This is a genomic window from Halorussus halobius, from assembly GCF_004765805.1.
GTDB classification, from domain to species: domain Archaea; phylum Halobacteriota; class Halobacteria; order Halobacteriales; family Haladaptataceae; genus Halorussus; species Halorussus halobius.
The window spans coordinates 463904-488266 of sequence record NZ_SBIU01000003.1; the positions used below are offsets into that span (position 1 = coordinate 463904).

At 67.2% G+C, this 24363-nt stretch carries 21 protein-coding genes; 3 read left to right on the forward strand and 18 right to left on the reverse strand.

Annotated features, from left to right (window positions below):
- Positions 1-7: 7 nt before the first annotated feature.
- The 5 genes from EPL03_RS09080 to EPL03_RS09100 all read right to left on the reverse strand — a co-directional run bounded on the left by EPL03_RS09080 (position 8) and on the right by EPL03_RS09100 (position 4997).
- Positions 8-1957: a methyl-accepting chemotaxis protein gene (locus EPL03_RS09080; protein WP_135829020.1), complete on the reverse strand. Its 1950-nt coding sequence runs from the start codon at positions 1955-1957 to the stop codon at positions 8-10.
- A gap of 112 nt (positions 1958-2069) precedes the next feature.
- A complete protein-coding gene (locus EPL03_RS09085; protein WP_135829021.1) occupies positions 2070-3290 on the reverse strand; it encodes a HEAT repeat domain-containing protein in 1221 nt (406 codons plus the stop codon).
- A 149-nt stretch (positions 3291-3439) separates the two neighbouring features.
- Entirely contained in the window at positions 3440-4129 is a 690-nt protein-coding gene (locus EPL03_RS09090; protein ID WP_135829022.1) for an archaellin/type IV pilin N-terminal domain-containing protein, read from the reverse strand.
- 202 nt (positions 4130-4331) lie between these two features.
- A complete protein-coding gene (locus EPL03_RS09095; protein WP_135829023.1) occupies positions 4332-4613 on the reverse strand; it encodes a DUF7521 family protein in 282 nt (93 codons plus the stop codon).
- A gap of 45 nt (positions 4614-4658) precedes the next feature.
- Entirely contained in the window at positions 4659-4997 is a 339-nt protein-coding gene (locus tag EPL03_RS09100; RefSeq protein WP_135829024.1) for a helix-turn-helix domain-containing protein, read from the reverse strand.
- Between the two features lie 142 nt (positions 4998-5139).
- On the opposite strand from EPL03_RS09100, the gene EPL03_RS09105 reads away from it, so the two are divergent.
- A complete protein-coding gene (locus EPL03_RS09105; protein ID WP_135829025.1) occupies positions 5140-5556 on the forward strand; it encodes a chemotaxis protein CheW in 417 nt (138 codons plus the stop codon).
- Positions 5557-5601: 45 nt separating this feature from the next.
- Here EPL03_RS09105 and glmU read toward each other — a convergent pair whose 3' ends face one another.
- Positions 5602-6783, reverse strand: a complete 1182-nt coding sequence (gene glmU, locus EPL03_RS09110) for a bifunctional sugar-1-phosphate nucleotidylyltransferase/acetyltransferase (protein ID WP_135829541.1) — start codon at positions 6781-6783, stop codon at positions 5602-5604.
- 447 nt (positions 6784-7230) lie between these two features.
- On the opposite strand from glmU, the gene glmS reads away from it, so the two are divergent.
- Together glmS and EPL03_RS09120 are read left to right on the forward strand one after the other, a co-directional pair.
- Positions 7231-9054, forward strand: coding sequence for a glutamine--fructose-6-phosphate transaminase (isomerizing) (gene glmS, locus EPL03_RS09115; protein WP_135829026.1), 1824 nt, complete (start codon positions 7231-7233; stop codon positions 9052-9054).
- 78 nt (positions 9055-9132) lie between these two features.
- Positions 9133-10080, forward strand: coding sequence for a polysaccharide deacetylase family protein (locus EPL03_RS09120; protein ID WP_135829027.1), 948 nt, complete (start codon positions 9133-9135; stop codon positions 10078-10080).
- A gap of 734 nt (positions 10081-10814) precedes the next feature.
- Here the strand turns inward: EPL03_RS09120 and EPL03_RS09125 are convergent.
- From EPL03_RS09125 to EPL03_RS09180, 12 genes are all read right to left on the reverse strand, one after another.
- Positions 10815-13139 (reverse strand): PAS domain S-box protein, encoded by a 2325-nt coding sequence (locus tag EPL03_RS09125; protein ID WP_135829028.1) that lies wholly within the window; start codon positions 13137-13139, stop codon positions 10815-10817.
- 171 nt (positions 13140-13310) lie between these two features.
- Positions 13311-14165, reverse strand: a complete 855-nt coding sequence (locus EPL03_RS09130) for a CheF family chemotaxis protein (RefSeq protein ID WP_135829029.1) — start codon at positions 14163-14165, stop codon at positions 13311-13313.
- A 90-nt stretch (positions 14166-14255) separates the two neighbouring features.
- Entirely contained in the window at positions 14256-15992 is a 1737-nt protein-coding gene (flaJ, locus tag EPL03_RS09135) for an archaellar assembly protein FlaJ (protein WP_135829030.1), read from the reverse strand.
- A 134-nt stretch (positions 15993-16126) separates the two neighbouring features.
- On the reverse strand, positions 16127-17923 hold the full coding sequence (locus EPL03_RS09140) for a type II/IV secretion system ATPase subunit (protein WP_135829031.1): 1797 nt from the start codon (positions 17921-17923) through the stop codon (positions 16127-16129).
- A 14-nt stretch (positions 17924-17937) separates the two neighbouring features.
- On the reverse strand, positions 17938-18702 hold the full coding sequence (locus tag EPL03_RS09145; protein ID WP_135829032.1) for an archaellum protein ArlH: 765 nt from the start codon (positions 18700-18702) through the stop codon (positions 17938-17940).
- Positions 18699-19157 (reverse strand): archaellum stator protein ArlG, encoded by a 459-nt coding sequence (locus EPL03_RS09150; RefSeq protein ID WP_135829033.1) that lies wholly within the window; start codon positions 19155-19157, stop codon positions 18699-18701. Before EPL03_RS09150 ends, EPL03_RS09145 begins: the two co-directional genes overlap by 4 nt.
- Complete coding sequence (locus EPL03_RS09155) at positions 19158-19607, reverse strand: archaellum stator protein ArlF (protein WP_135829034.1); 450 nt, start codon at positions 19605-19607, stop codon at positions 19158-19160.
- The gene (locus tag EPL03_RS09160; RefSeq protein ID WP_244605230.1) at positions 19591-21063 is read right to left on the reverse strand and encodes a FlaD/FlaE family flagellar protein; all 1473 of its coding nucleotides are present in this window, start codon (positions 21061-21063) and stop codon (positions 19591-19593) included. The genes EPL03_RS09155 and EPL03_RS09160 overlap by 17 nt, the downstream gene beginning before the upstream one ends.
- A 118-nt stretch (positions 21064-21181) precedes the next feature.
- Positions 21182-22015 carry a CheR family methyltransferase gene (locus tag EPL03_RS09165; RefSeq protein ID WP_135829035.1) on the reverse strand — a complete coding sequence of 278 codons (834 nt, stop codon included), beginning with the start codon at positions 22013-22015 and terminating at the stop codon, positions 21182-21184.
- Positions 22012-22539 carry a chemotaxis protein CheD gene (locus EPL03_RS09170; RefSeq protein ID WP_210424947.1) on the reverse strand — a complete coding sequence of 176 codons (528 nt, stop codon included), beginning with the start codon at positions 22537-22539 and terminating at the stop codon, positions 22012-22014. Before EPL03_RS09170 ends, EPL03_RS09165 begins: the two co-directional genes overlap by 4 nt.
- Positions 22536-23705: a chemotaxis protein CheC gene (locus EPL03_RS09175; RefSeq protein WP_135829036.1), complete on the reverse strand. Its 1170-nt coding sequence runs from the start codon at positions 23703-23705 to the stop codon at positions 22536-22538. The genes EPL03_RS09170 and EPL03_RS09175 overlap by 4 nt, the downstream gene beginning before the upstream one ends.
- Positions 23706-23745: 40 nt before the next feature.
- A complete protein-coding gene (locus EPL03_RS09180) occupies positions 23746-24363 on the reverse strand; it encodes a chemotaxis protein CheC (protein WP_135829037.1) in 618 nt (205 codons plus the stop codon).

Sequence of the window (24363 nt, forward strand, 5' to 3'; positions counted from 1 at the left end):
GCGGCGGTCAGGACTCGCTCCGCATGTCGTTCACGCGGCTGGTCAGTTCCTCGATGGCGTCGGTCTGCTCGCGGGTCGCGTCCACGATGTCGTCGGTCGCGCTCTCGACCTCGCGGGTCCGGTCGCGAACCTCCTCGACCGTCGCCATCACCTGTTCGACGTTGGTGGCCTGCTCGTCGTTGGCCTCCGCGACCTCGGTCACGCCGGTCGCGGCCTCCTCGACCGCGTCGGCGATCTCCTCGAGCGCGACCAGCGCGTCCTCTATCTCCTGGCCGGCGTGCTTTATCTGGTCGTTCGAGGCCTCGACCGCGACCACCGTCTCGTTGGCCTGCGACTGGATGTCGTCGATGCGCGTGGCGATTTCCTCGGTGTGCTCGCGCGTCTCGTTGGCCAGTTGCTTGACCTCGTCGGCGACCACCTCGAATCCGCTCCCGGCCTCGCCCGCGCGGGCGGCCTCGATGTTGGCGTTCAACGCCAGCAGGTTGGTCTGGTCGGCCACCTCGGCGATGACCTCCACGACCTCCTCGATCTCGTTCATCTGGGATTCGAGTTCCGTGACCGTGTCGACGAGGTCGTCGCTCATCTCGATGACCTCGTCGGTCGCCGCCCGGGCCCCCTGACTGGATTCGAGGCCGCTGTCGGCCGAGGCCTTGGCCTGCTCGGCCGCCGAGGCCACCTCGTCGGAGCTGGCGGCGACCTCCTCCATGCTCGCGCTGAAGTTCTCCATCTGCGTGGCGACCTCCGAGAGCTGGTCGGTCTGCTCGTCGACGCGCTCGTCGATGACCCGGGCGGACTCGGTGGCCTGTTCGACCGACGTTTCGAGGTCCTCGGCCTTCCGGCCGACGCGCTCGGTCAGGGTCTCGAACCGACCGGCCATCGCGTTGACTCGGTCGACGACGTCGATGAGCGAGTCGTCGACCACGTCGTGTTCGTCCTCGAAGGAGGCCCGCGCCGAGAGGTCGCCCGCCTCCATCGCGGTCAGGGTGCCGATGAGCTCCTCGACCAGCGAGGTGATACCCTCCCGTCGACGGATGTCCTCGGTGCGGTCGTGGACGGTTTCGACTACCGCGACGAGTTCGCCGTCCTCGTACACCGGCAGGGCCGAGAACTCGACCTCGCGCTCGACGCCGTCGCGCGTGATGACGGTGGCACTGTCATGATACAGCGTCTCCTCGACGTCGACCCTCTCGGCGTCGAACCGCTCGTGGGCCGACTCCGGGGCCTCGGCGACCTTGTCGGCGAGCGTCCTGTCGCGCCGCCCGTCGGCGTAGAACGCCTCGCTGGCGTGTTCGAGGCCGATAGCCTCGTCCGCGTCCATCCCGGTGAGCCCCTCGATAGCTCGGTTCCACGCCGCGACCTCGTCGCGTTGCGTGTCGAGGATGAACACCGGGGTATCGATGCCGTCGAGGAGGTCGTCGTCGTCCAGGTCGAACTCGTCGTCTCCGTGTTCCTCGCCTGCGAGTTCTCCGGCCTCGTAGGCGTCGAGTCCGGCGCGCATGTCCGTCAGCGTCGCGGACAGCGCCGACTGGAGCTCGTCCTCGGCGCGACCGAGCTCCTCGGCGACCGCCTCGTTGCCCGCACCGAGGCGATGTTCGAGCCGCTCGAACGTCTCGTCGACCAGTTGCTCGACGCTCGCCTCGTACGTCGCCGCGAAGCCGCCGGGGGACACGCCGGCCGCGACGTGACGCTGGGCGAGGTCGGCGGCGTCGTCGGCCGCGGACTCGCCCTCGGTTACCACCCGTCCGAGGTGGGTCGCCTGTGCTCGTCGGAGGTCGTCGCCGACCTCGGCGTCCCGATAGGCCGCCTCCAGCTGCGAGCGCGCCACCGACTCGTCGGGCCGCACCGATACCTCGCCAGTCTGGGTCCCCCCGTCGAACGTCACGTTCCGACGGTGATTACCGCGGCGACCGCCGCGGCGCAACCGCCGGAGAATCCTCGCGAGCGTGTCCCTGACCATCTCGGCCGAAAAGAGACACTAGCCGGATATAAAGTTTTACGTGAATTTCAACCGCGATAACTACGTCCCCGCGCCGTCTCCCCGAGAGCGTCGACGACCCAGCGGAACTCGACTACTCACGACCGCCGAGCTTCGACAGCGCCGAGAACGCTCGCTTTCGGACCTCCTCGTCGTCGGTCCGGTCGACGAGGGTGTCGAGCCGGTCGCGGGCGCGCTCGCCCCCGACCTTCCCCAGCGCGAACGCCGCCTTGGCGCGCGCGTCGGCGCTCGCTCCGGGGTCGTCGAGGACGTCGAGCAGTGCCTGTTCGGCCGCCTCGCCGCCGAGGGTGGCGACGCTGGTCGCGGCGAACTGGGCCGTCAGTCCGTCGTCGTCGTCAAGCACGTCCGCGAGCGCCCCGATGGCCTCCTCGCGGTCGTCCTCGCCGGTCACCCGGCCGAGCAGCCACGTCGCGTTCCGGCGCTGGTGGGGCTGGGTTCCCTGTTCGAGGATGTCCACGAGCGAGTCGACGACGCTCCGGTGGTCGGTGGCGCTCAGCTTCTCGACCATCGTCTCCCGGAGCTCGTGGCTCCGCTGGCCCGGCGCGTTCGAGAGTATCTCGATGAGCGAGAACACCGCCGCCCGCCGGACCGCCTCGTTTTCGTCCGACAGCAGGCCGACCAGCGCGTCGAGGGGCTTGGCGCTCTCGAAGTTGCCCAGCGAGTCGGCCGCGATTCGCCGGACCGTCTCGCTGTCGTCGTCCAGCAGGTCCAACAGCGCCGACAGCGCCTCCCCGCCGCCGATGCGTCCGAGCGAGTCGGCCGCCTCTCGGCGGACCTCCACGCTCGCGTCGTCGAGGCGTCCCCGGAGCGCCGTCACCGCACGCGGGTCGCCGATGCGTCCGAGCGCCCGAGCCGCCCGTGCCCGGACCCGGGCGTCGGGGTCTTCGAGTCGTTGGACCAGCGCCTTCGTTCCGGCCTTGTTGCCGATGCGCCCGAGCGCGTTGGCCGACGCCATCCGGAGTTCGGGCCGGTCGGACGAGAGGCTCTCGACCAGCGCCTCCGCGCGCGCCCACTCCGCGCCGTCGGTCGGCACCTCCTCGTCGGTCAGCGCCGTGACGAGTTCCTCGACCGCGTGTCGCTGGTCGAGCGCGTCGATGGCGGCGGCTCGAACCGCGTCGCTGTCGTCCTCGCGCGCGGCGGTCACGAGCTGGTCGACCACCGGCTCGCCGTCGGCGTCGACGCCCCCCAGAATCTCGGCCGCGCGCCGGCGGACCGGCTCGCTGTTGCTGTTCCGCAACAGCGAGGTGAGCTGGGTCACGTCCTCGGTCTTCTCCAGTTCGAACAGCGACGTCACGACTACGCGAACGACTCGCGCCGAGAAAAAACGTGGGGTCCCGAATCGAGGGGACGCGCTCGCGTCGATCTCCGGGGGTGACGTCCGGGTACGCGACTCGCTATCGAGCGGAAACGAGAGGAAAGTCGATTAGTTGGTTGTGTACCGGGCTACACCGTGACTGCGCTCTCCTGGGAGAGCGACTGCGGGATGTTGGCGCGGTACTGAGTCACTGCACCGTACTGGGTGGTGAGCTTGAGCTGGACCTCCTGACCTTCGGCGAGCGCCTGACCGCTGATGGCGCTCGCGTTGAGCGTGATCTTGAAGCGGTCGTCCTGGCTGTTGAGCACGGGAACCGAGCCGTCAGGGTCCTTGATGTGAGACACGTTGAAGTGGTTGCTGTTACCAAGGCGGTCGTCCAGGCTCTTGTCACCGGACCCGTCGGAATCCTCAACTTCTTTCGTGACGGTGCCACCGCTATACTCCGCTGAATCCCAACCATTTGCCTCCGGTAGCGTCGCTTCCGTCAACGTCTTCGCGTCGTTGGGGCCGATCCACTCGATCGTGGCCGCCGAGAGGTTGATGTCGTCGGACCCCGAGCCGCGCATCACCGTCAGGTTGATGTTGTTAACCTGCTCGTTGGCGACGTTGGCGAATCCGCTCACGACCTCCACGCGGTTCGAGACCTGCGCGGTCGAGTCCTGACCGGTCTGTTCGGACTTGGTCTGGAGGAACCCGGCCGTGTTGATGAGCACGCCCGCCGCGATCGCGGCGACCAGCACCATCGCGATGAACACGATGAGCGTACCGATACCGACCTGACCTCTGTCATTTAACCGTTCTTCGATTTTCTCTTTCATGTTTCACGTCCCGTCCGAGCGCCAACGCGAGTTGGCTACGGACTCTATCCGGAACGAAACGTAGACACGTAATAAATCTACGGTCGCGATTATCAGACGTGATATCGGGCTGGGACCGCGTCACGTCGGAGATTCCGGACGGCCGACACGTCCGACGCTACCTCGCCGAGTCATCAGGGAACGGAGATACACCGGCAACGAATCAGTCGGTGCCGGAGATGCCGTAGATGACGAACAGGTATCCGGCTATCGTGATGAGGTAGTTGACCGACAGCAGCGTTTGGGTGTTCTCGAACTCGGTGAGGAACGCGCTGACGGTCGTCGCGATCGCGGCGGCGACGATGAGCGCGAAGCCGACCGAGAGGTGGAACATCACCCGCCGGGAGGTGCGACGGTACGCCCGGACTGCGAAGGCTATCATCGCCAGTCCCGCGATCGCTACGGTGGCGCTGAACACGACGTACAGCAGTTCTATCGTTTGCATGATTTCGGTCCCGAGAGGCCACGTCCCCTGCGTCCGGACGGGGACTCACTCCGCCTTGAGGTCGCGCCACACGTCGGCCAGCGAGTTCTCGACGTCGGGGCGCTCGTCGACGGCCACCTCGATGGACTCGTCGTCGAACGATATCTCCAGTCCGTCGACGTTCCGACGGTAGACCTTGGTGCGTCGTCCCTCGTCGGAGAACTCCCGGCCGGAGAGTTCGAGCAGGTCGGCCTCCTCGAGCTCCTCGATCCGTCGATAGCTGGTCGCTATCGGAATCTCGAGCTCGTCGCTGAGCTCCTGGGCCGACTTTGGTTCGCTCGTGACGCGGAGTATCTCGGCGTTGTACTTGTTGCCGAGCACCCGAAGGAGTTCCACGGCCTCCATCAATTATCGCGTTTGAAAACGGGAGTTAAAAAGATACCGTAGCGGAGCCGTCACAAGAAGAACGGGTCCCGTTCCCGTCCTGTCGTCGCTGGCGAGTGGTCCGCGTCGGAACAGTAAAGTGGCGACGGTTGGACCCACCTACATGGCCGAGAGTCGGACCGAGCGACAGGTCCTCGAATTCCGGTTGGAAGACAGGAACTACTGCATCGACATCGCTCACGTCGACGAGATCGTGGACAAGGAAGAACTCACGCCCCTTCCGAACGCCGACCCCCGAATCGAGGGCGTGATGGACCTCCGAGGAACCACCACGACCATCGTCAACCCGAAGATCGTGCTCGACCTCGACGAGACCGAGACCGGCGAGCGCGTGGTAGTCCTGGAGTCCGCCGACGGCGGGGACGCGAACGTCGGGTGGCTCATCGACGCGGTCGAGCAGGTCGTCAGCGTGGACGAGGAGACGGTCGACGAGAGCGTCGAGAGCGGATCGATTCGCGGCATCGTCCGGCAAGACGATGAGTTCGTCGTCTGGCTCAAGCCCGACGAGATAAACAACTAACTCGGACGGTGTCGGCCTCCTCACGGGTCCTGAGGGCGTCGACCGTCACCGGTCCCGCGTCACGGCTTCGCCGGGCGCGGTGGTCGCGTCCTCCGAGAGGGTGACGCCGGGGTTGAGGCTGGTGTTGATGCCGGTCTTCGCGCGGTCGCCGACCACGACGCCGAACTTCCGGCGGCCCGTCGACACCCGCTCGCCCTTCACGGTCATTTTTACGGGTTCGCCGTCGTGGCGCAAATTGGCGACGTTCGTGCCCGCCCCGAAGTTGACCTCCCGACCCAGCACGCTGTCGCCGACGTAACTCAAATGCGCGACGTGCGAGCCCCGGCCCACCACGCTGTTTTTGAGTTCGACGCTGTGACCGACGTGGGCATTCTCGCAGATGAGCGTGGAACCTCTAATGTACGCGTTCGGGCCGACGCTCGCGCCCGACCGAATCAGGGCCGGGCCTTCGACGACGACGCCCGCGTCCACAGTTGCGCCAGCCTCGACGACGACCTCGCCCCGGAGGTCGGCGTCGGCGTGGACGTCGCCGTCGATGCGTCGGTCGAGTTCCCCGAGTTTCCACTCGTTGGCTTCCAATAGCTCCCACGGGCGGCCCACGTCCAGCCAGTGGTCCAGCTCGGCGTAACTCACGTCGTATTCGTCGACGACGCGCGCGAGGACGTCCGTGATTTCGTGTTCGCCGCGCTCGCTCGCGGGCACGTCCAGCCATTCTCGCGCCTCGCCGGGAAACACGTACGCCCCCGTGTTCGCGAGGTTGGTCGGCGGCTCGGCCGGCTTCTCCACGATGTCCGTCACTATCCCGTCTGCCGTCGAGAGAACACCGTAGTTCGACGGGTCGGCTACGCGATACGCGCCCACGCTCGGCCCGTCCGCGAACAGGTCGGCGACCGCGTCGGCGTCGTAGAGATTGTCGCCGTTCAGCACTGCAAACGGCCCGTCGAGGTGCTCGCGGGCCGCCCGCACCGCGTCCGCCGTCCCCGCCTGCTCGGACTGCACCGCATAGCGCACCGGCACGCCCGCGTACTCCGCCCCGAAGTACTCCCGGACCGCCTCGGCCTCGTACCCCACCACGAATATCAGTTCGCTCGCGCCCGCCCGCACGGCCGCCTCGGCCGCGTGAGCCGCCAGCGGCCGCTCGCCCACCGGCACCATCGGCTTCGGCCGCGACCCCGACACCGGCCGCAACCGCGTCCCTTCCCCAGCCGCGAGGACGACCGCTTGCATCCGTTCTGTCGTCATGCTGGCGACCACTCGGGGGCGAGCCTTTGTTACCACCCGCTTGCGACCTGGTACGTGTGGAGTACCCGACCGGAAGCGGCGTCGTCGGGCGGCGCAGGTCCGGTCGGACCGTCGGGTCCGCGTCGGTACGCGGGGTCGAAGCTGGCGGTCGAAACGGGATAGGACGCCCTTACGCGGCGGTATTCCGCGTCACCGCCGGGTCAGCAAGCGTATAACAAAGGGGACGGCCGGCAACCGAACGAACATCACCCGCTCCCCGTACGTCGGGGCGGTCCGGACGGTCAACGCCTCGTGGACGGCGACGAGCCGACGCCTAGGCGACAGTTACGCGGGCGCTACCGGACTCGACCCCGAGCGAACCGGCGACGACGAGGGTCTCACCATGAACGAACCCACCACGAACCAGACCGACGCGACGGAGGTGTATCGCTGATGTGTGGCATCATCGCGCGCATCGGTGGCGACGACGACGGTGCCGTCGACGAACTGCTCACCGGCCTCGAGAACCTGGAGTATCGGGGGTACGACTCGGCCGGGCTCGCCATCAAGAACGGCGGCGGCCCCGAAGTGTTCAAGCGGGAGGGCAAGATATCCCGGCTCAAGGACGTGCTGGCCGACGAGACGCCCGACGGCGGGCTCGGCATCGGCCACACGCGATGGAGCACGCACGGGCCGCCGACAGACGCCAACGCCCATCCCCACACCGACTGCACCGGCGACGTCGCTGTCGTCCACAACGGCATCGTCGAGAACTACGACGAACTGAAAGCCGAGTTGCGAGCCGACGGCCACGAGTTCGAGAGCGACACCGACACCGAGGTCATCCCACACCTCGTCGAGGAGGAACTGGCCGAGGGCGCGGACCCCGAAACTGCCTTCCGGCGGACCATCGAGAGGCTCTCCGGGAGCTACGCCGTGGCGATGATAACCGACCGCGAGCACGTGGTGTACGCGACCCGCCGCGGGTCGCCGCTGGTGCTGGGCGTCGACGGCGGCGATTACTTCCTCGCCAGCGACGTGCCCGCGTTCCTCGATTTCACCGACGACGTCGTCTACCTCGACGACGGCGACGTGGTGGTGGTCGAGCCCGACGACTACCGCATCACCACCCCCGACGGCGAGGCGGTCGACCGGACGGTCCGGACCGTCGAGTGGGACCCCGAGGACGCCGGCAAGGGCGGCTACGACCACTACATGCTCAAGGAGATTCACGAACAGCCCGCCGCGCTCCGCCAGACGCTCCGGGGCCGGGCCGACCCCGCGACCGGCGACATCCGGCTCGAAGACTTCCCCGCGGGTAGCTTCGCCGACGTCGACCGGGTCCAGTTCGTCGCCTGCGGGACCTCCTACCACGCGGGGCTGGTCGGCGCGCAGTTCCTCTCGGACGGCGGCGTGCCGGCCCGGACGTTCCTGGCCAGCGAGTACGCCACCGCCCAGCCGCCCGTCGACGAGCGAACGCTGGTGGTCGGGGTGACCCAGAGCGGGGAGACCGCAGACACCCTCTCGGCGCTCCGGCGGGCCAACGCCTCCGGGGCGGCCACGCTCGCGGTCACGAACGTCGTAGGGTCGACTGCCGCCCGCGAGTGCGACGACGCGCTGTTCATCCGGGCCGGCCCCGAAATCGGCGTGGCCGCGACCAAGACGTTCTCCTCGCAGGTGGTGTCGCTGGCGCTGCTGGGCGAGCGGGTCGCCCGGGACGTGACCGGGGGCCGGTCCGAAGACGCCCGCGAGCGCCTCGAAGCCCTCTCGGAGCTACCCGGTCACGTCCAGCAGATACTCGACTACACCAGCGCCCGCCGGGTCGCCGAGAAGTACCGCGACGCCGAGGCGTACTTCTTCATCGGCCGGGGCGCGGTCCGTCCGGTCGCGCTGGAGGGCGCGCTCAAGTTCAAGGAGATATCCTACGAGCACGCCGAGGGGTTCGCGGCGGGCGAGCTCAAGCACGGTCCGCTGGCGCTGGTCACGCCCGAGACGCCGGTGTTCGCGGTGTTCACCGGTCGGAACGACGAGAAGACGCTGGGCAACGTCAAGGAGGCCCAGGCGAGGGGCGCGCCCGTGGTCGCGGTCGCCAGCCGCGAACAGGAGGCGGTCGCCCAGTACGCCGACGAGGTGTTGACTATCCCCGACACCCACCCGGACGTCGCCGGCGTGCTCGCGAACGTCCAGCTCCAGTTGCTGTCGTACCACGCCGCCGACCTGCTCGACCGGGCCATCGACAAGCCCCGAAACCTCGCCAAGAGCGTGACCGTCGAGTAGAAACCGACGATTACCGTGCAGAACGCACCTGAACGGTCGACCCGATTTACTCGGGAACCGCCGCAAGGCACAGACACGATGGGGTCAGTCGTACTCTCGATAGACGCCGAACTCGCATGGGGCTTCCACGACTTCGACCGGCTGCCACACGCCCGGGTCGCCGCCGCGCGCGAGTCGTGGCTCGACCTCCTCGACCTCCTCGACGAGTTCGACGTCCCGGCGACGTGGGCGGTCGTGGGCCACCTCCTGCTCGACTCCTGTGACGGGGTCCACGCCGACCACCCGACGCCCGAGGGCTGGTTCGACCGCGACCCCGGCACGGACGAGCGCCGCGACGGCGCGTGGTACGGCGCGAAGCTGGTCGACGCCATCGAGGACGCCGACGCCGACCACGAGGTCGGGAGCCACACCTTCTCGCACGTCGAGATGGGCCACACCTCGCGGGAGGTCGCGGCCGCCGAGATGCGCGAGGCCGTGGCGGTCGCCGAGCAGCGCGGCCTGTCGGTCGACTCGGTGGTGTTCCCGCGCAACTACGTCGGCCACCGCGACGTGCTGGCGGCCTACGGCGTCTCGTGTTACCGGGGGACGCGGCCCCGCCAGTGGTACGACCGGACGCCGCTCGGGGCGGCGGCCAAGCTCTTCGGCTGGCCCACCGAGACCGTCTCGCCCGTGCTGGTCACGCCCGAGACCGACGAGTACGGCCTGATAAACGTCCCGGCGTCGCTGTACCTGTTTTGCTTCGAGGGCCGGCCGCGCTCGGTCGTCGAGCGCGTGACCGAGGACCCGGTCGTCTCGATGGCCAAGCGCGGCGTCGACCGCGCGGCCAGCGAGGGCGGCGTGTTCCACATGTGGCTCCACCCGAACAACCTGACCGACGAGCGAGATTTCGACCGGCTGCGGGCCATCCTCGACCACGCCGCGACGGTCCGGGCGGAGACGGACCTCGAAATCGAGACGATGGGCCAGATCGCGGCCGCGATGACCGACGACGAGCCGCGTCCGCGAGAGCCCATCGGTCCGCGCTGACCGCCCGACCCATGTCGGGGGCGCTGGCCCCCGGACGCGCGCTGACCCGAGTTCCCCACGTCGGCGCGCGCTGGCGCGGCGCGTTCATGCGCCGCGCCTTTGCGTGCGAGGCCCTCGTGAGCGGATGCGAACGAGAGCTCGTCAGCACTCGCCTCCCACGGTGGCGGGGCGCGCTCGTGCGCCCCGAGGCTGGGGTGGCGTGAGGCTCCCACCGTGTGGTCGCGGTCCCGGATGCAGTCGCGGATGCGGTTACTCATTGGCTCAAGAATCGTAGCGGTCGTTGCGGATGCGGATGCGGTTTTCAGTGGCTCAAGCATAGTCGCGGTCGTGGTCGCGGATGCGGATATAGTCACAGTCGCGGGTGCGGTCGCAGTGGCAGTCGCGGATGCGGTTACTCATTGGCTCAAGAATCGTAGCGGTCGTTGCGGATGCGGTTTTCAGTGGCTCAAGCATAGTCGGGGTCGTGGTCTCGGATGCGGATATAGTCACAGTCGCGAATGCGGATGGGGATTGTGGTCGCGGATGCGGTTACTCGTCGACTCAAGCAGTAGCTAGTTTCGACCGGAAGACGCGCCCAGTCGTTCGACCTCGCTCGAAACGGCCTCACAGCGGGAAGCGACCACAGCACGACGCGAACTGTCGCTTGGCCAAGGAAACCGCGACCGCAACCGCCGACCGCGACCGCAACCGCCGACCGCGACCGCGACGCCACCGACGACCACGAAATCCCACCGCTACTCATCCCCGTCGCGGACCGTGACCCGCGAGAACTCGAACCGCGCGCCCCCGTCGTCGCTGTCGGTGATCGCGACCTCCCACCCGTGGGCGTCGGCGATGGTCGAGACGATGGCGAGCCCGAAGCCGGTGCCGTCCTCGTCGGTGGTGTGGCCGTGCTCGAACACGACCTCGCGCTCCTCGGGCGGGATGCCCGGGCCGTCGTCGGCGACGTAGAAGCCGCCCCCGCCCGCGAGCGCGCCGACCTCGACGGTCACGTCGGCGCGCTCGCGGGCGTCGTCGCCCGACCGGCGACTGCTCGTGGAACCGTGTTCCACGGCGTCCTCGTGAGTTCTCGAACGAGGATTCGTCGAGCCGTGCTCGACGGCATTCCGGAACAGGTTCTCCAGCAGTTCCCGAAACCGGGCGGGGTCGGCCTCGATCACCGGGTCGTCCACGAAGCGCAGGGACGCTTCCCTCGTCTCGGCGGTCTCCCAGGCGGCCCGCGCCGCCGCCGACAGCGACACCGGCTCGGTCTCGTCGACGACCTGCCCCTGTCGGGCCAGCGTGAGCAGGTCCTCGACCAGCGCGTCCATCCGGTCGAGCGACCGGCCCATCGGTTCGAGGTGGTCGCTGTCACACTCCCCGGTCAACGCCTCGAATCGGCCCTTCGCGACGTTCAACGGGTTGCGGAGGTCGTGAGAGACCACGCTGGCGAACTCCTCGAGGCGCTCGTTCTGGCGGGCGAGCTGGCGCTCGCGCTCCTTTTGCTCGGTGATGTCGACGTAGATGGCGAACGCCTCGTCGTCGCTGTCGCCGGCGGCCGCGGTGTGGAGCAGGAAGTCCCGGTCGCCGTCGCTGGTCTCGCGGTTGACCTCGGCCCCTTCGATTCGCTGGCCCCGGCCGACCTGTTCGTTGAGCACTTCGCCCTCGCTTTTGCGGTCGTCGGCCAGGATGTAGTCGTCGACCGGCTCGCCCACGATGGCGTCGGCCGGCCAGCCGAACACCTCCTCGAACGCGGGATTGACCGCGTGGGTGACGGCGTCGAGGTCGTCTATCTCGTAGCGAACGACCGGGTTCGGGACGTTCTCGAACAGCGCGGCGAACCGGTCGCGCTCGGTCCGGAGCTTGGTCTCGGTCCGGACTCGGGCCAGCGCCTCGGCGACGTGGGCGGCGAGGAGTTCGGCGAGTTCGCGGTCGTCCTCGTCGAACGCTCCGGGCTCGTTCGACACCGCTTGGAAGATGCCGTACTCGCCGATGGGGACGGTCAGCGCCGCGTGGTAGGCGCTCTCGGCGGGGTCGGCTCCCAGCTCGTGGAGGTCGTCGACGACCGAGGACACGCCCTCACGGTAAACCCGGGCAGCGAGCTTGTCGTCGGCGTCGACGGGCGTCTCCTCGTAGTAGCCGTCCGCCGCGACGACGTTCGAGACCGCTTTCGTGACCAGCCGGTCGTCCTCGACGGCGTCCACGGTACAGAGGTCGAACGCCAGTATCTCCTCGGCCGACTCGATGGCGAGGTCGTATATCTCCTGGCGGGTCTCACACGAGACCGCGCGGGCGGCCACCTCGTGGAGCGCCTCTATCTTCTGCTTGGTGTCCCGGAGCTCCTGCTGGGTGCGCTTGCGCTCGGTGACGTTCCGGAAGTACACCGAGAGCCCGTCCTCGGCGGGGTAGATGCGCAGCTCCAGCCAGTTGTCGGGCCGCAACACCGACTCGGCCTCGACCGTGACCGGTTCCTGGGTCTGGAAGGCCTCGCGGTAGGCGTCGTGAAACCGCTCGTCCATGTCGTCCGCGAACGTCTCGCGGATGTTCTCGCCGAGCAGGTCGTCGGCCTCCCGGTCGAAGAAGTCGGCCGCGCGCTCGTTGACGTACCGGAAACGCCAGTCGTCGTCGAGCCCGAAGAACGCGTCCGTGATGCGCTCGAAGATGCGGCGTCGCTGTTCGTCGGCCCGTTCGGCCTCTCGCTCGGCGCGATACTGGGACACCGCGTTCTCGATCCGGTTGGCCAGTACCTCGTACTGGTCGATGCCGGTGCCCTTCTGGAGGTAGTCGGTCACGCCGGCCGAGATGGCCTCCGACGCGATCTCCTCGCTACCTCTGTCGGTGAACAGCACGAACGGAACGTCCGGGTCGACCTCTCGTACAGCCGAGAGGAACTCCAGCCCGCCCATCTCGGGCGTCTCGTAGTCGCTCACGACGCAGTCGACGTCGTCGGGAACGAGCGCGAGCGCGTCGATGGGAGCGGGTTCGACGACCGGTTCGATACGGTCGCTGGCCCGTCGCAGGTACGTGGCGGTCAGGTCGGCGTCGTCGTCGACCAGCAGGACCCGGATGACGTTCCCCATAGCGTGTTATTTTGTACCAAGACGTCGTATAAAAAACCACATGCATGTTACAGAAATAGCGGCCATGGAATTATATCTTTCACCTCGTCGGCGGTGAAAATCAGTCATCGGGCGTGGACCCCGGTCCCGCTTCCGACTCGCGGAGTCGCTCGAACCAGTTCCGGCTCGGGGCTACGTGTTGACGGACTCGATGCGATCGCTGACGAGGAGTCGCCCGCGAGCGGTCAGCGAGACCCCCTTCTCGCCCTCGTCGACGAGGCTCTTCTCGCGGAGGTCGTTCAACAGCATCGTCACCCGGCTCGAGTCCAGCCCGAGCGTCCCGGCGAGGTCGCCGCTCCGAGCGCCGGAGTAGATGGCGACCAGCGCCTCCATCTCGGTCTCGGAGGTCGTGACGTCCTCGACCTCCTCGGCGAGTTCGGAGTACTCCAGCCTGAGGTACCGCCCGAGCAGATTGAGCCGTCGCTCGGAGCCGATGACGACCTCCGAGGTCACCGCCTGACCCTGCTCGGCGTGGCGGACCAGCACGACCGGCCCGATATCCCGGCGCTGTTTCCGGAAGTAGGTCACGCTCGCGAGTTCGACGACGACGGGGTCGTCACCGGAGAATCGAACCGTTCCGGGCTCGATTCCGAGCTTCGCCGGCCGGAACGACGCGTCGGTGACCCGGCCGCCGACGCGCGCGGGGTGTTTGACCCGGGCCTGGGTCCCGTTGAGCGTGGCCTTGAACAGGACGGTCTTGAACCGCGACACCTCCTCCGAGCCGGCTTCGATGACCGCGACCCGACGGGCCCCGTCGTCGCGGAACGCGAGTGTCATCGTGTCCTGGAAGAACGTCTCGTAATCGCTGGGGACGTGACCGACGTTGACGTCGAACAGCTTCGACAGCGGGACCGTCGTCTTCGACCCCCCGGTCGCCAGTACCAGCCGCTTGGGGCTCAGGACGATCCGTCCCTTGACCGGCTCGGGTGACTCGAACGTGTCGAGGCTGAAGCGCGCGACGAAGTCGGCGATGACCTTTTCGGACATGGTGTGACCGTGGCGTGGGCGGGGCCCACCGCGTTGGGCGGCAGTTGTCGTCGGAGGTAGATATTTTTTCCGTCCCGCGAACCCCGCGACTCAGACGTTCAGGAACGAACCCACGACGGCGCTGGTGAACACGGCGACGACGCTCGACATCCACGTCAACAGCACGAAGTGGAGGTAGGAGTTGACCTTGTGTCCCCCGTCGGCGATGCGGATCATCAGCGACGACAGCACCGAGTTTATCAGGATGATGACTATCAGGAGGTACTCGATGGTGTCGATGTCGTATACCTCCGTGTGGATAATCGAGCCGAAGTCGAACTGGTTGGTGTCGAGTCCGATGTCGAGGCCCGACAGCACCCCCACGACTTCGAGCCCGATGAAGAACGCGAACGTCGACGCGGCCGTGATGCCGTAGAGGACGCCGACGAGCGTGACCGTCGACTGGGCGCGACGTTCCCGGAGCTGGAGCACCTCGTTCATGTTGGCCGAGATGAGTTCGCCGAGCTGCTTGGGGTCGCCGCCCATCTGCCTGCCGATCAGGTACATCTCCGAGAACGTCTGGATGAGGTACGACCGCGAGTCGGCGGTGAAGTGTCGCCACGCCGCACGGGGTTCGATGCGCATGTTGAGCCGCTTGTAGAGGTCGTCGACGTTGTCGGTCAGCGCGCCGAAGTCCTTGCCCCGCAGGCTCTCGAGCACCTTGGTCGTCGTGCTCTGCTTGGCGGTCTCGGTCGCGCCCAGCGACCGGATGAAACTGGTGAACGCGTCGTCGCGGTCCTTGATGCGTTCTTCCTCCCGGCGCGCGACGAATCCGGGTATCAACAGCGGCGTCGTCGGAATCGCGGCGTAGAGGGGCAACGGGATGGCGTTCGGGTCCACGCTCGTCTGGCCGAGCAACACCAGCAGGCAGCCCGCTATCGCGAACAGCGTGAGAACGAACCCGACCGCGACCGAGATGCGGATTCGCCACTCGGCCGTCGTGGTCTGGTCGTCGGGATGGTACCACACCGGGTCGTACGGCGCGGTCGAGCGAATCAACAGCAGGAACCCGGACTGGATGAACGCGAACAGGACCACGACCGCGCTGACCGTCATGGTGGGGTTGGTGCCGGTCAGAATCGGCAGGACGATGGAGAACACCAGCGCGAAGGTCATCGACAGCACCATCGAGAGGTAGAGGTCCTGCATCACGTCGAGGTTCTCCAGCGACCCCTCGTAGATAGTGACGTAGTTCTGGATGACGACGTCCTGCTCGGACAGCAGGAAGTCCTCTATCTCCTGGCCCGCGTTGATGGTGTACGCGAACCGGTCGAGGAAGTCGGCGAACGGCTTGCTCGGGGACTTGTCGGCCCGGATGCGGAGCGCGTCGTCGAGGCTCTGGTTCCACGTGTCGACCAGTTGCGTTATCCGGCGCATCTCCTCGGCCAGCGCGCCGTACTCCTCCTCCTCGCCCAGCGTCCGGAACACCTCGACGCGGTCGATGTTCGCGGTCGACAGGATGGTCATGTGAGTGATGAACAGGTGGAGCCGGTCCTCGATCTCCTTGCGCTTCTGGTCCTGCAGTATCTTGGGGTAGACCAGCGCCACGCCGAGGCCCAACAGCCCGAGGAGCGGAATCGGCAACGCGACCAGCATCGGGAAGTCGGTGACGACGTACACGACCACCGTGAGCAGGAAAAACACCAACGAGGGGGCGACGACCACGCCGAGGTACCGTGAGACCGGCGTCTCCATCTGCCGGTAGGACTCGACGGTCGAGGACGCGAAGTCGGCGATGAGGTCCTTGGCGTCCCTCGGATTGTCGGCGGATTGTTCGTTGGTCGCCATGGTCGTCGGTGAGTTCGCGTTCGCGGGATTTTCGTCCCACCTTCATCCCTTTTTCCCTCGGTATTTGAAACCGATACTGGGAAGTTCAGGATACCCGAGCGAAAGCGGCGGCGACTCGCCGACGGTCGAGCGGGTCAGTCGAACGACCGGTGGATGTCGAACGGCAGCCCGTCCACGCCGTCGCGCTGGAACGCCTCGATGGTCTCGTTGACCTCGTGGTAGCCCAGAATGTTCTCCTCTATCATGCGCTCGAACAGTTCGGCGCGGAAGTCGAGTTCGTCGTAGATGTCGCGGGTGTTCTCGTAGCCCAGCAGGGTCGCGATCTGCTCTTCGAGCACGTAGGAGTTGTTCATCCCCTGGAACACGATTTCGTCCTCCACGGGGTCCCAGTAGAACGACTGACGGGTGACGACCCCACCCATGTCCTGGGAGTAGCCCTCTATCTCCTGGACGCTCGTCACGCGCCGCAACACGTCGTCGCCCTGCTTGACCCGGTTCTGGAACAGCGCCACGTCGGCGTTGTCCATGAACGTCTCGGGCACGTTGATGGGGTCGCCGGTGAACCGCTGAATCATCGAGACGATGTCGCTGGCGTGGAACGTCAGCATCACTGGGTGGCCGGTCTGGGCCGCCTGGAACGCCATCCGACCCTCCTCGCCACGCACCTCGCCGACGATGATGTAGTCGGGGCGCGAGCGGAGCGCGGCCGCCACGAGGTCGAACATGTCCACGTCCGAGGAGCCCTCGCCGCTGCCCTCACGGGTCAGCAGTTGCTGCCACGTGTCGTGGGGCGGCAGCACCTCGGCGGTGTCCTCGGCGGTGTATATCTTCGAGTCCCGGGGGATGAACGACATGATGCAGTTGAGCGTCGTGGTCTTCCCGGACGCGGTCTCCCCGACCACGAACACGGTCTGTTCGTTCTCCAGACACAGCCAGAGGTACGCCGCCAGTTTGGGCGACAGCGTCCCCCACTTGGTAATCTGGGCGACCGACAGCGGGGTGCCCTCGCCCTGACGGATGGTGAGGCTCGGCCCCTTGAGGCTCACGTCGTCGGAGTAGATGATGTTGATACGCGACCCGTCGGGCAGCGTGGAGTCGACGATGGGGTCGCTGTCGCTCACGGGGTCGCCGATGCGCTCGCCCATGTTGCGCAGCCAGTTGTCGAACCGCTGGGGCGAGCCGAAGTCGACGCTGGTGCCCAACATGCCGAACGTACCGTGGTCGACGTACGTCTCGTGGGGGCCGATGACGTGGATGTCCTCGTTGGCCGGGTCGCGCATGATGGGTTCGAGCGGGCCGAACCCCACGATGTCCCGGTTCAGCCGGTACCGGATGTTCTCGTAGGTCTGCTCGGACACCTCGTAGGTGCCGACGCTGGTGAAGTCCTTGACGGCCCGGACGATGTCGTCGGTCGAGAACGACCGGACGCCCCGCTTGAAGTCGTTGTACGAGACGTTTTTCACCCAGTCGAGAATCTGGCTCGCCGAGAGGTGCCGGAGGTCGATGCCGCCCGAGCCGCCACCGGCGTTGCCGCCGGCGTCGTTGACCAACACCGTGTCGTCGAGCAACTCCTCGATGCGGTCGTCGTACTCGCCCTCGTTCTGCGGGGCGGGCTTGTTGACGCTCTTCTCGAGAATCTGGCTCCGTACCTTGCCGAACAGTTCCTGCTCGGTCCCCGAGAGTTCGGGTTCGACCGCGTAGTACTCGGTGTCCTGGCCCACGTCGCCGTAGACGTGACAGTAGATGGGACCGCCGACCGGGTAGATGACGTTGGGCTTGTCGACCTCCCACTCGTCGCTGGGTTCGTCGATGAGCCGGGGAAACTCCCCGGTGAACTGCTTGAACCGCTTGAGGTAGTCCCGGAGGTGGGGACGCCGCATCGCGACTTCCCGGAGGTCGTCCTGTATCTGTGCAGTCCCGTGTTCAGTCATAGTGGGTGTGGTCGTTACGCGACGCTGCGGCTCTCGATGACGATTCCCGCGTCCGCGCGGACCGAGAACCCGATGGTGTCACCGACCTGTTCGCCCATCCCGGCGAACCGCTTGACGGAGATGTTCCGGCGCACGTCGTTACCGACCTCGACCATCTGGAGCTCCATGAACACGTCCGCGATGGCGCGGAAGGGGCCGATGGCCTCCTCGTCGACCGTCGAGGGGTCGACCGTGAGCACGATGACCTGGCCCTGCGAGACGAGGTCGCGGAAAAAGGAGATGATTTCGAGGGCGGCCTGTCGCTCCTCGTTCTGCCGGATGAGCGCCTCGAACTTGGGGTCGTTCCTGAGGATGGCGTCGAACGTGTCGATGACGATGACGTCGGCCTGCCACATCGCTTTGGCGTTCATCAGCCGGTTGAGCAGCTCCTTCCGGTTGCCCTCGTCGTCTTCGGCCGGGGCTGTGAGACGGCCGCCGCCCGTGTCGACGTCCGCGTGGAGGAACAGCATGCGTTCGTCCAGCAGGTGGTCCTCGACGTCGTACGACAGCGAGTGCATCTGGTCGATGAACCCGCTGACGGTGAGTTCGGTCGAGAGCAGGGTGACCGTGTGGCCCGTCTCGCAGAGCCCGTAGCTGAACCGCTGGCTCATCGCGGACTTCCCGGCCCCGTAGTCGCCCTCGACGAGGACGATAGAGCCCCTCGGGATGCCGCCGCCCAGTTCGTGATTCAGTCGGTCGTGGTCCTCCAGTCCGAGCGAGTAGAGATTGTCGCGTGTCATGTTCTGAACCTCAGCACTTCCTCGTCGCCCTCGACGATGACCTTCGCCTGATGGTCACCCTCGGCGAGCGTGGACGACAGGCCGACCTCGACCCTGAGGACGTTGCCCACTCCCCACGACGACCCGTCGACGACGACCGTCGAGACGCTCGTCTGGTACCGCCCGTCCACGAGCACGTCGATCCGGTCGGGCGACGAGTCGAGATCGCGCGAGCCAGTGTTTTTCACCAACAACGTCACCGTGGCCGCCGATTCCGACTCGTCGTACACTGCGCCGCTCGCGGGGTCGCTGATTATCTCGACGTCGGTCCGGACGTCGCTGCTCACGTCGACGCTCCTGTCCCCGAGCGCCGAGGAGAGTCGCTCGACGCCCTGCGTGAAGGTCCCGGCCACGCTGGCGGCGATGAGCAGGCTGGCGATGAACAGGATGAGGTGCGACGAGGAGACGCTCGCCACTCAGACCACCTCCGAGTCGGCGACCCCGGTTTCGGTCACGACCTTCACCTGCGAGGGCTCGGACGCGACCGGGACCTCGACGCGGAGGGTCTCGCCGGGGAGCCAGAGGTCGGTGCGGTCGTTGCCGTCGACCGCCGACGTCGTCATGCTCTCACCCGTGAAATTCGAGTACTGGCCGTCGATGAGAATGTCGGTGTCGTTCACGGAGAGCGCGGTCGTACCGGTGTTGTTGGCCGTCACGGTCAGGACCGGACCGTCGCCCTCGTTGGCGACGCTGACGTCGGCGATGCTGACGCCGGTGTTCTGGCGGGCCAGGTCGGCGTCGGTCTCGTCGTTGAGCGCGTCGTGGACCTGCTCGAACCCGTTGTTCGCCGCGGTGTACGCCATCCCGAAGCTGATGAAGACTCCGAGGAACAGGACCACCGCCGAGCCGCTAACGCTGAAGCCCATCTGACCCACCCCTGATCTGGGCGCAGTGTTCGACGATCTTCCGCTCGACCGCGTCGCCGGTCAGCTGGCTCAGGAAGGTGAGGCTCCGTACGTGGTCGTCTATCTCGAGCGTCGCCGGGCCGGTCTCGTCGGCGTCGACCGACTCGACCTCGGCGAAACCGCTCGCGAACGCCAGCAGTTCGTCCTCGACCGACTCGCTGATCCACCCGATGTCGCCGTAGTACTCGATGGTCCGGACCGCGTCGGCCGGCCCGAACTCGGTCACGAGGAACTCCAGCCACTCCATCACCACGAGGTCCGCGACGTATCCCTTCGGGAGCTCCGCGAGGTAGGGCTTGCCGCCGAGGCCCGACTCGGGGGCGGCGGCCGACTCGGCGTCGGTCCCGACGGTCCCGACCGGTTCGGTCTCCTCGACCGGACCGGCGTCGGCCGGCTCCTCGAACTCGAAGTCGCCGTCGTCGGGCTCTTCGGTCGAGTCGTCGGCGTCGACCTCCGCGGCGGGGTCGTCCTCGGAGGCCTCGGCGTCTTCCTCGGCCCAGTCGGCGTCGCCCGACTCGTACTCCTCCTTGAGTTCCTCGAACGTGGACCCGCCGGCCTGTCCGCCCTCGCCGTCGTCCGCGTCCGTCTCGGCCATCTCGTCGTCCGCCGAGTCGTCGGCCATCGCCTCGTCGGGTGCGTCGAATCCGAGCTCCTCCCCCGCGTCGTCCTCGAAGTCGTCTTCTTCCTCGAACTCGTCCTCTTCCGCGAAGTCGTCGTCGGTCCCGAAGTCGTCTTCGCCCTCGAACTCGTCTTCCTCCTCGAAGTCGTCGTCGAAGAAGCTCTCGGCCTCGGCTTCGGCGACGTCCTCGTCGAGGTCCTCCTCGACCTCCTCGTTCTCCTCGTCGCCCTCGAACAGGCCGAAGCCACCGTCCTCCTCGCCGAACGCGTCGCCCCCGACCGCGCCGCCGGTCTCCTGCACGTCGTCGACGAAGGGGTTGACGCCCCGGGTCACCATCTCGTAGATTTCGAGGAGCTTTCGGACGTTCTCCTCGGTCTCGTCGACCTTCTCGCTTATCTGCTCGTTCTCGCTCCGAACCGTGCCGACCGTCGAGGAGATGTCGGCCACCTCGTTTTCGAGCTCGTCGATGCGGTTTTCGAGCTCCTGAGTCGGACCGGTGCCCCCGCCCATCCCGAAGTCGTCGTCGCCTCCGTCGGCCCAGTCGTCCATCTCCCCGTCCATCCCCATCCCGTCGTCCATTCCCATCCCCTCGTCCATCCCGTCGTCCATTCCCATCCCGCCGAAGTCGTCGTCCATGCCGTCGGCGTCCTCGCCCATACCGTCGCCGAAGAGGTCGTCGTCACTACCGGCGTCGTCGGGCTCACCCTCCTCCTCGTCCATGAAGTCCATGATGCCCATTGCGACCAGCCCCGTCCCGAGGAGCCAGACGAACTGGTCGCTGAAGCCGATAAGTTTCATTACCGATAACAGCGAACTTCCAGCACATTAATCTTCCCCCTGAGTTATCAGCGCTGATATTGGACTGCTGAGCGGGTGAGCGGGGTATCGAGTGACCTCGCGGCGGCTTTTACCGGATTCACTCCTCCATCGATATCACGTCCGTCTTCTTATATATCCGGAGCCGGCGTTCCACCGGCTCGAAGGCGGGCTTGAGCGTCTCCGGGAGGGTCTCGGTCTTGCCGATGACGAGGTAGCCACCCCGCGAGAGCGACTTCGAGACGGTTTCGAGGATGGGGAGTTTGTGCTCGGTGTCGATGTAGATGAAGAGGTTCCGACACGTGACGAGGTCGAAGTCCGACTTCGGCTCGCCGTTGATGAGGTCGTGGCGCTCGAACGACACCAGCTCCTTGACCTCGTCGGTCACCGCGAAGCGGTCGCCCTCGCGCTCGACGTACCGCTCGTAGTCGTCGAGCGGCGCGAGCTGTTCGCCGACGTCGGTCGTGCGCGTGCTCTCGTAGACGCCCTCGCGGGCGGCCGCGAGTATCTCGCGGTCGATGTCGGTCGCGGTGATACCGAAGCGGTCGGCCTCGACTTCGGAGTCGTCGAGCGCGAGCATCGCCAGCGAGTACGGCTCCCGGCCGTCCGAACACGCCGCGCTCCACAGCGACGGCCGGTTGCGTTCGGCCGACAGCGACCGCAGCACGGACCGTATCTCCTCCCACACCTCCGGGTTCCGGAAGAAGCTGGTGACGTTGACCGAGAAGGCGTCGAGGAGCGCGGTCTGCTCGCGCTCGTCCTCCCGGAGCAGGTCGAGGTAGTCCGCGTAGTCGTCGGCTCCGGCACGGCGCATCCGCGAGGACACCCGCCGGTCGAGGTACGAGTCGTCGTAGTAGCTGGTGGCGAACGCCAGTTCGGACTCCACGTACTCGAGGAGCCGGCGGAACGACGCCGGCCGCGAGTCGGAGCTCACAGCACCACCTCCCCGTCGTGGGTGCTCGTCACCGTGAGCGTCCACGACGCGGGGTCGACGACCAGCGACCGGCCGTGACTCCCGCCCACGTCCTCGGCCACGACGGGCACGTCGCCGTCGGAAAGCGCCGCCCGCGTGGCGTCGACGTTCCGCCGGCCGACCGCCTCGCTCACGCCCGTAAAGTCGAACATGCGACTCCCGCCCGCGAGCTTGGCCTCGATAGCCTCGCGGTCGCCGCCGGCGTCCTCGACCGCCGCCAGCAGTCGCTCGACGCCGGTCGTCGCGAACTTGGCGGGGCTGGCAGGGTCGTCGTCGGTCCGGTTCTCGGGCGTCTCCGGCAGCATGACGTGGGCCAGCCCGGCGACGCCCCGACCGGGGTCCGCGAGCGCGACCCCGACGCACGACCCCAACCCACTGGTCGCGAGCAGCGTGTCGCCGGTCGCGACCGCGAACTCCGCGACCCCGACTCTCACGCGGTCGCGAGCGTCGCGGCCCGGCGGAGTGCGGTCGGCGTTCATGCTCATAGCGACCCTGCTTTGGTGGTGCGCTCGGCGGTGTCGTCGACGTCGATGTCGTCGAGTGCGTCCCGGAACTCGGTCTCGTCGGGCAGGACGTAGAGCTCGCAGTCGAACGTCCGGTCGTCGGCCCGGAGCGCGGCGTCGAACAGGACGGCGTTGGCCTGCCGCCGGCCGAGGCGCGCGACCACCGACTCGGCGATGGCCCCGCCCATGTCGTGGACGAACTGGGGCGTCGAGATGTCGATGGTGGCGTCCAGCACGTTGGCCCAGCCGTCGACGAAGCTGCTGGTCATCACGTTGCCCAGTTCGGTCATCGCCGACCGGGCCATCCCGTCGAACGAGTCGGTCGCCTCCTCGCCGGGCACGAGCGCGTCGACGACCTCGCGGGCCGACGCCTCGTCGAACAGGATCATCACGTAGCCGCCGAACGGGCCGTCGAGTTCGAGGACGACCCCGACGTATCGGGCGTCGGAGAGGTTTCCCGGGACGTCCTCGACCGGGACGAAGCTCAGCCGGGTGACGTCGACGCAGGCGTCGATGCCGGTCATCGCCGAGACGCTCTCGGAGGCGGTCCGAGCGCCGGCTCGACCCATCTCCCGGAGGGTGACGAGTTTCTCGACTGCCACCCCATCGTCGGCCCCCAGCACCTCCCGCATCGACTCCGGGTCCGGGAACATGTGGAACTCCACGTCGAGCGCCTCGCCGACCGCGACGACCTCGCTCCGGAACGCCAGCGCCCGGTCGGGGTCGACGCCCGCAGCCTCGAGCAGTTCCGCGCCGGTCCCCTCGACGTACGCGGGCGGCGAGACGTCCACGATCGTCCCGAGGTGGTCGGCCCACCCGTCGACGAAACCGCTCGTGACGACGTTGCCAACCTCCGCGATGGCGCTCTCGGTGGCGTCGGCCCCGGGGACCAGCGCGTCGAGCAGCGCGTCGGCTCCCGACGGCGAGAACGTCAGCAGGCTCGCGCCCTCGATGCCGCCCGAGAGGTCGACCTCGACCCCGACGCGTTCGTCGTCGTGGGCCAGGTCGTCGAAGGAGGCCAGCGTCACCGCGGTCACGTCCACGCGGGCGTCGATGCCGGTCATCCCCGCGAGGTTGTCGGCCGCCCGCTCGGCTCCCTCGCGGGCCGTCCTGCTGACCGACCCCAGCGACTCGACGTCGACGTTCACGCGACTCGCCTCCGGACGTCCGCGCCGGTTTTCGACGCCGTCATGTGATCTCTATCTGTTGCATCAGCGAGACCAGTTCCTCCAGTTCGGGGAACGTGTACACCTTCACCTCCACGTTGGCCTCGCGGGCGTGGACCCGCGAGTCGAACACGAGCGCCATCTCGTCGCGGCGCGAACCGACGAGTTCGTCGACCATCTTCGAGCCCGTGCCGTAGGTGAACTGGGGCGTCGAGATGTCGATGGTGGTGTTCAGGACGTTGGCCCAGCCGTCGATGAACCCGCTGGTCATGATGTTGCCGATCTCCTGGACCGCCGACCGCTCCATGTCGGAGAAGCCACTCTCGGCGGGTTCGCCCCGGTCGCCCAGCATTCCGGCCGCGAGCTTCTTGGCGCTCGGCGCGTCGAACAGGAACAGGATGTGCCCGTATGGCGGTTCGGTGAGTTCGATGAGGGTCCCGACCTGCTTGTCGTGACCCACGTGAGTCTTGATGTCCTCGATGTCCAGAAAGTTGGTCTTGGTGATCTCCATCTCGGTGTGCATCCCGGTCATCTGGTTGAGATGGTCGGCCACCGTGTTCGCGCCCTCCTTGGCCATCTGGTTGAACAGGTTCAGCTTTCGGATGTCGACCTTCAGGTTCCGTGTATCGTCCGTACTCAT

Coding starts and splice junctions, on each gene's coding strand:
- glmU (WP_135829541.1), bottom strand. CDS start 6,783: ATGCAAGCGGTCGTCCTCGCGGCTGGGGAAGGGACGCGGTTGCGGCCG.
- EPL03_RS09155 (WP_135829034.1), bottom strand. CDS start 19,607: ATGGGCTTCAGCGTTAGCGGCTCGGCGGTGGTCCTGTTCCTCGGAGTC.
- EPL03_RS09125 (WP_135829028.1), bottom strand. CDS start 13,139: ATGGGGAACGTCATCCGGGTCCTGCTGGTCGACGACGACGCCGACCTG.
- EPL03_RS09105 (WP_135829025.1), top strand. CDS start 5,140: ATGGCCGAGAGTCGGACCGAGCGACAGGTCCTCGAATTCCGGTTGGAA.
- EPL03_RS09145 (WP_135829032.1), bottom strand. CDS start 18,702: ATGACACGCGACAATCTCTACTCGCTCGGACTGGAGGACCACGACCGA.
- EPL03_RS09090 (WP_135829022.1), bottom strand. CDS start 4,129: ATGAAAGAGAAAATCGAAGAACGGTTAAATGACAGAGGTCAGGTCGGT.
- EPL03_RS09100 (WP_135829024.1), bottom strand. CDS start 4,997: ATGGAGGCCGTGGAACTCCTTCGGGTGCTCGGCAACAAGTACAACGCC.
- EPL03_RS09180 (WP_135829037.1), bottom strand. CDS start 24,363: ATGAGTACGGACGATACACGGAACCTGAAGGTCGACATCCGAAAGCTG.
- flaJ (WP_135829030.1), bottom strand. CDS start 15,992: ATGGCGACCAACGAACAATCCGCCGACAATCCGAGGGACGCCAAGGAC.
- EPL03_RS09120 (WP_135829027.1), top strand. CDS start 9,133: ATGGGGTCAGTCGTACTCTCGATAGACGCCGAACTCGCATGGGGCTTC.
- EPL03_RS09130 (WP_135829029.1), bottom strand. CDS start 14,165: ATGTCCGAAAAGGTCATCGCCGACTTCGTCGCGCGCTTCAGCCTCGAC.
- EPL03_RS09140 (WP_135829031.1), bottom strand. CDS start 17,923: ATGACTGAACACGGGACTGCACAGATACAGGACGACCTCCGGGAAGTC.
- EPL03_RS09095 (WP_135829023.1), bottom strand. CDS start 4,613: ATGCAAACGATAGAACTGCTGTACGTCGTGTTCAGCGCCACCGTAGCG.
- EPL03_RS09080 (WP_135829020.1), bottom strand. CDS start 1,957: ATGGTCAGGGACACGCTCGCGAGGATTCTCCGGCGGTTGCGCCGCGGC.
- EPL03_RS09170 (WP_210424947.1), bottom strand. CDS start 22,539: ATGAGCATGAACGCCGACCGCACTCCGCCGGGCCGCGACGCTCGCGAC.
- EPL03_RS09160 (WP_244605230.1), bottom strand. CDS start 21,063: ATGAAACTTATCGGCTTCAGCGACCAGTTCGTCTGGCTCCTCGGGACG.
- glmS (WP_135829026.1), top strand. CDS start 7,231: ATGTGTGGCATCATCGCGCGCATCGGTGGCGACGACGACGGTGCCGTC.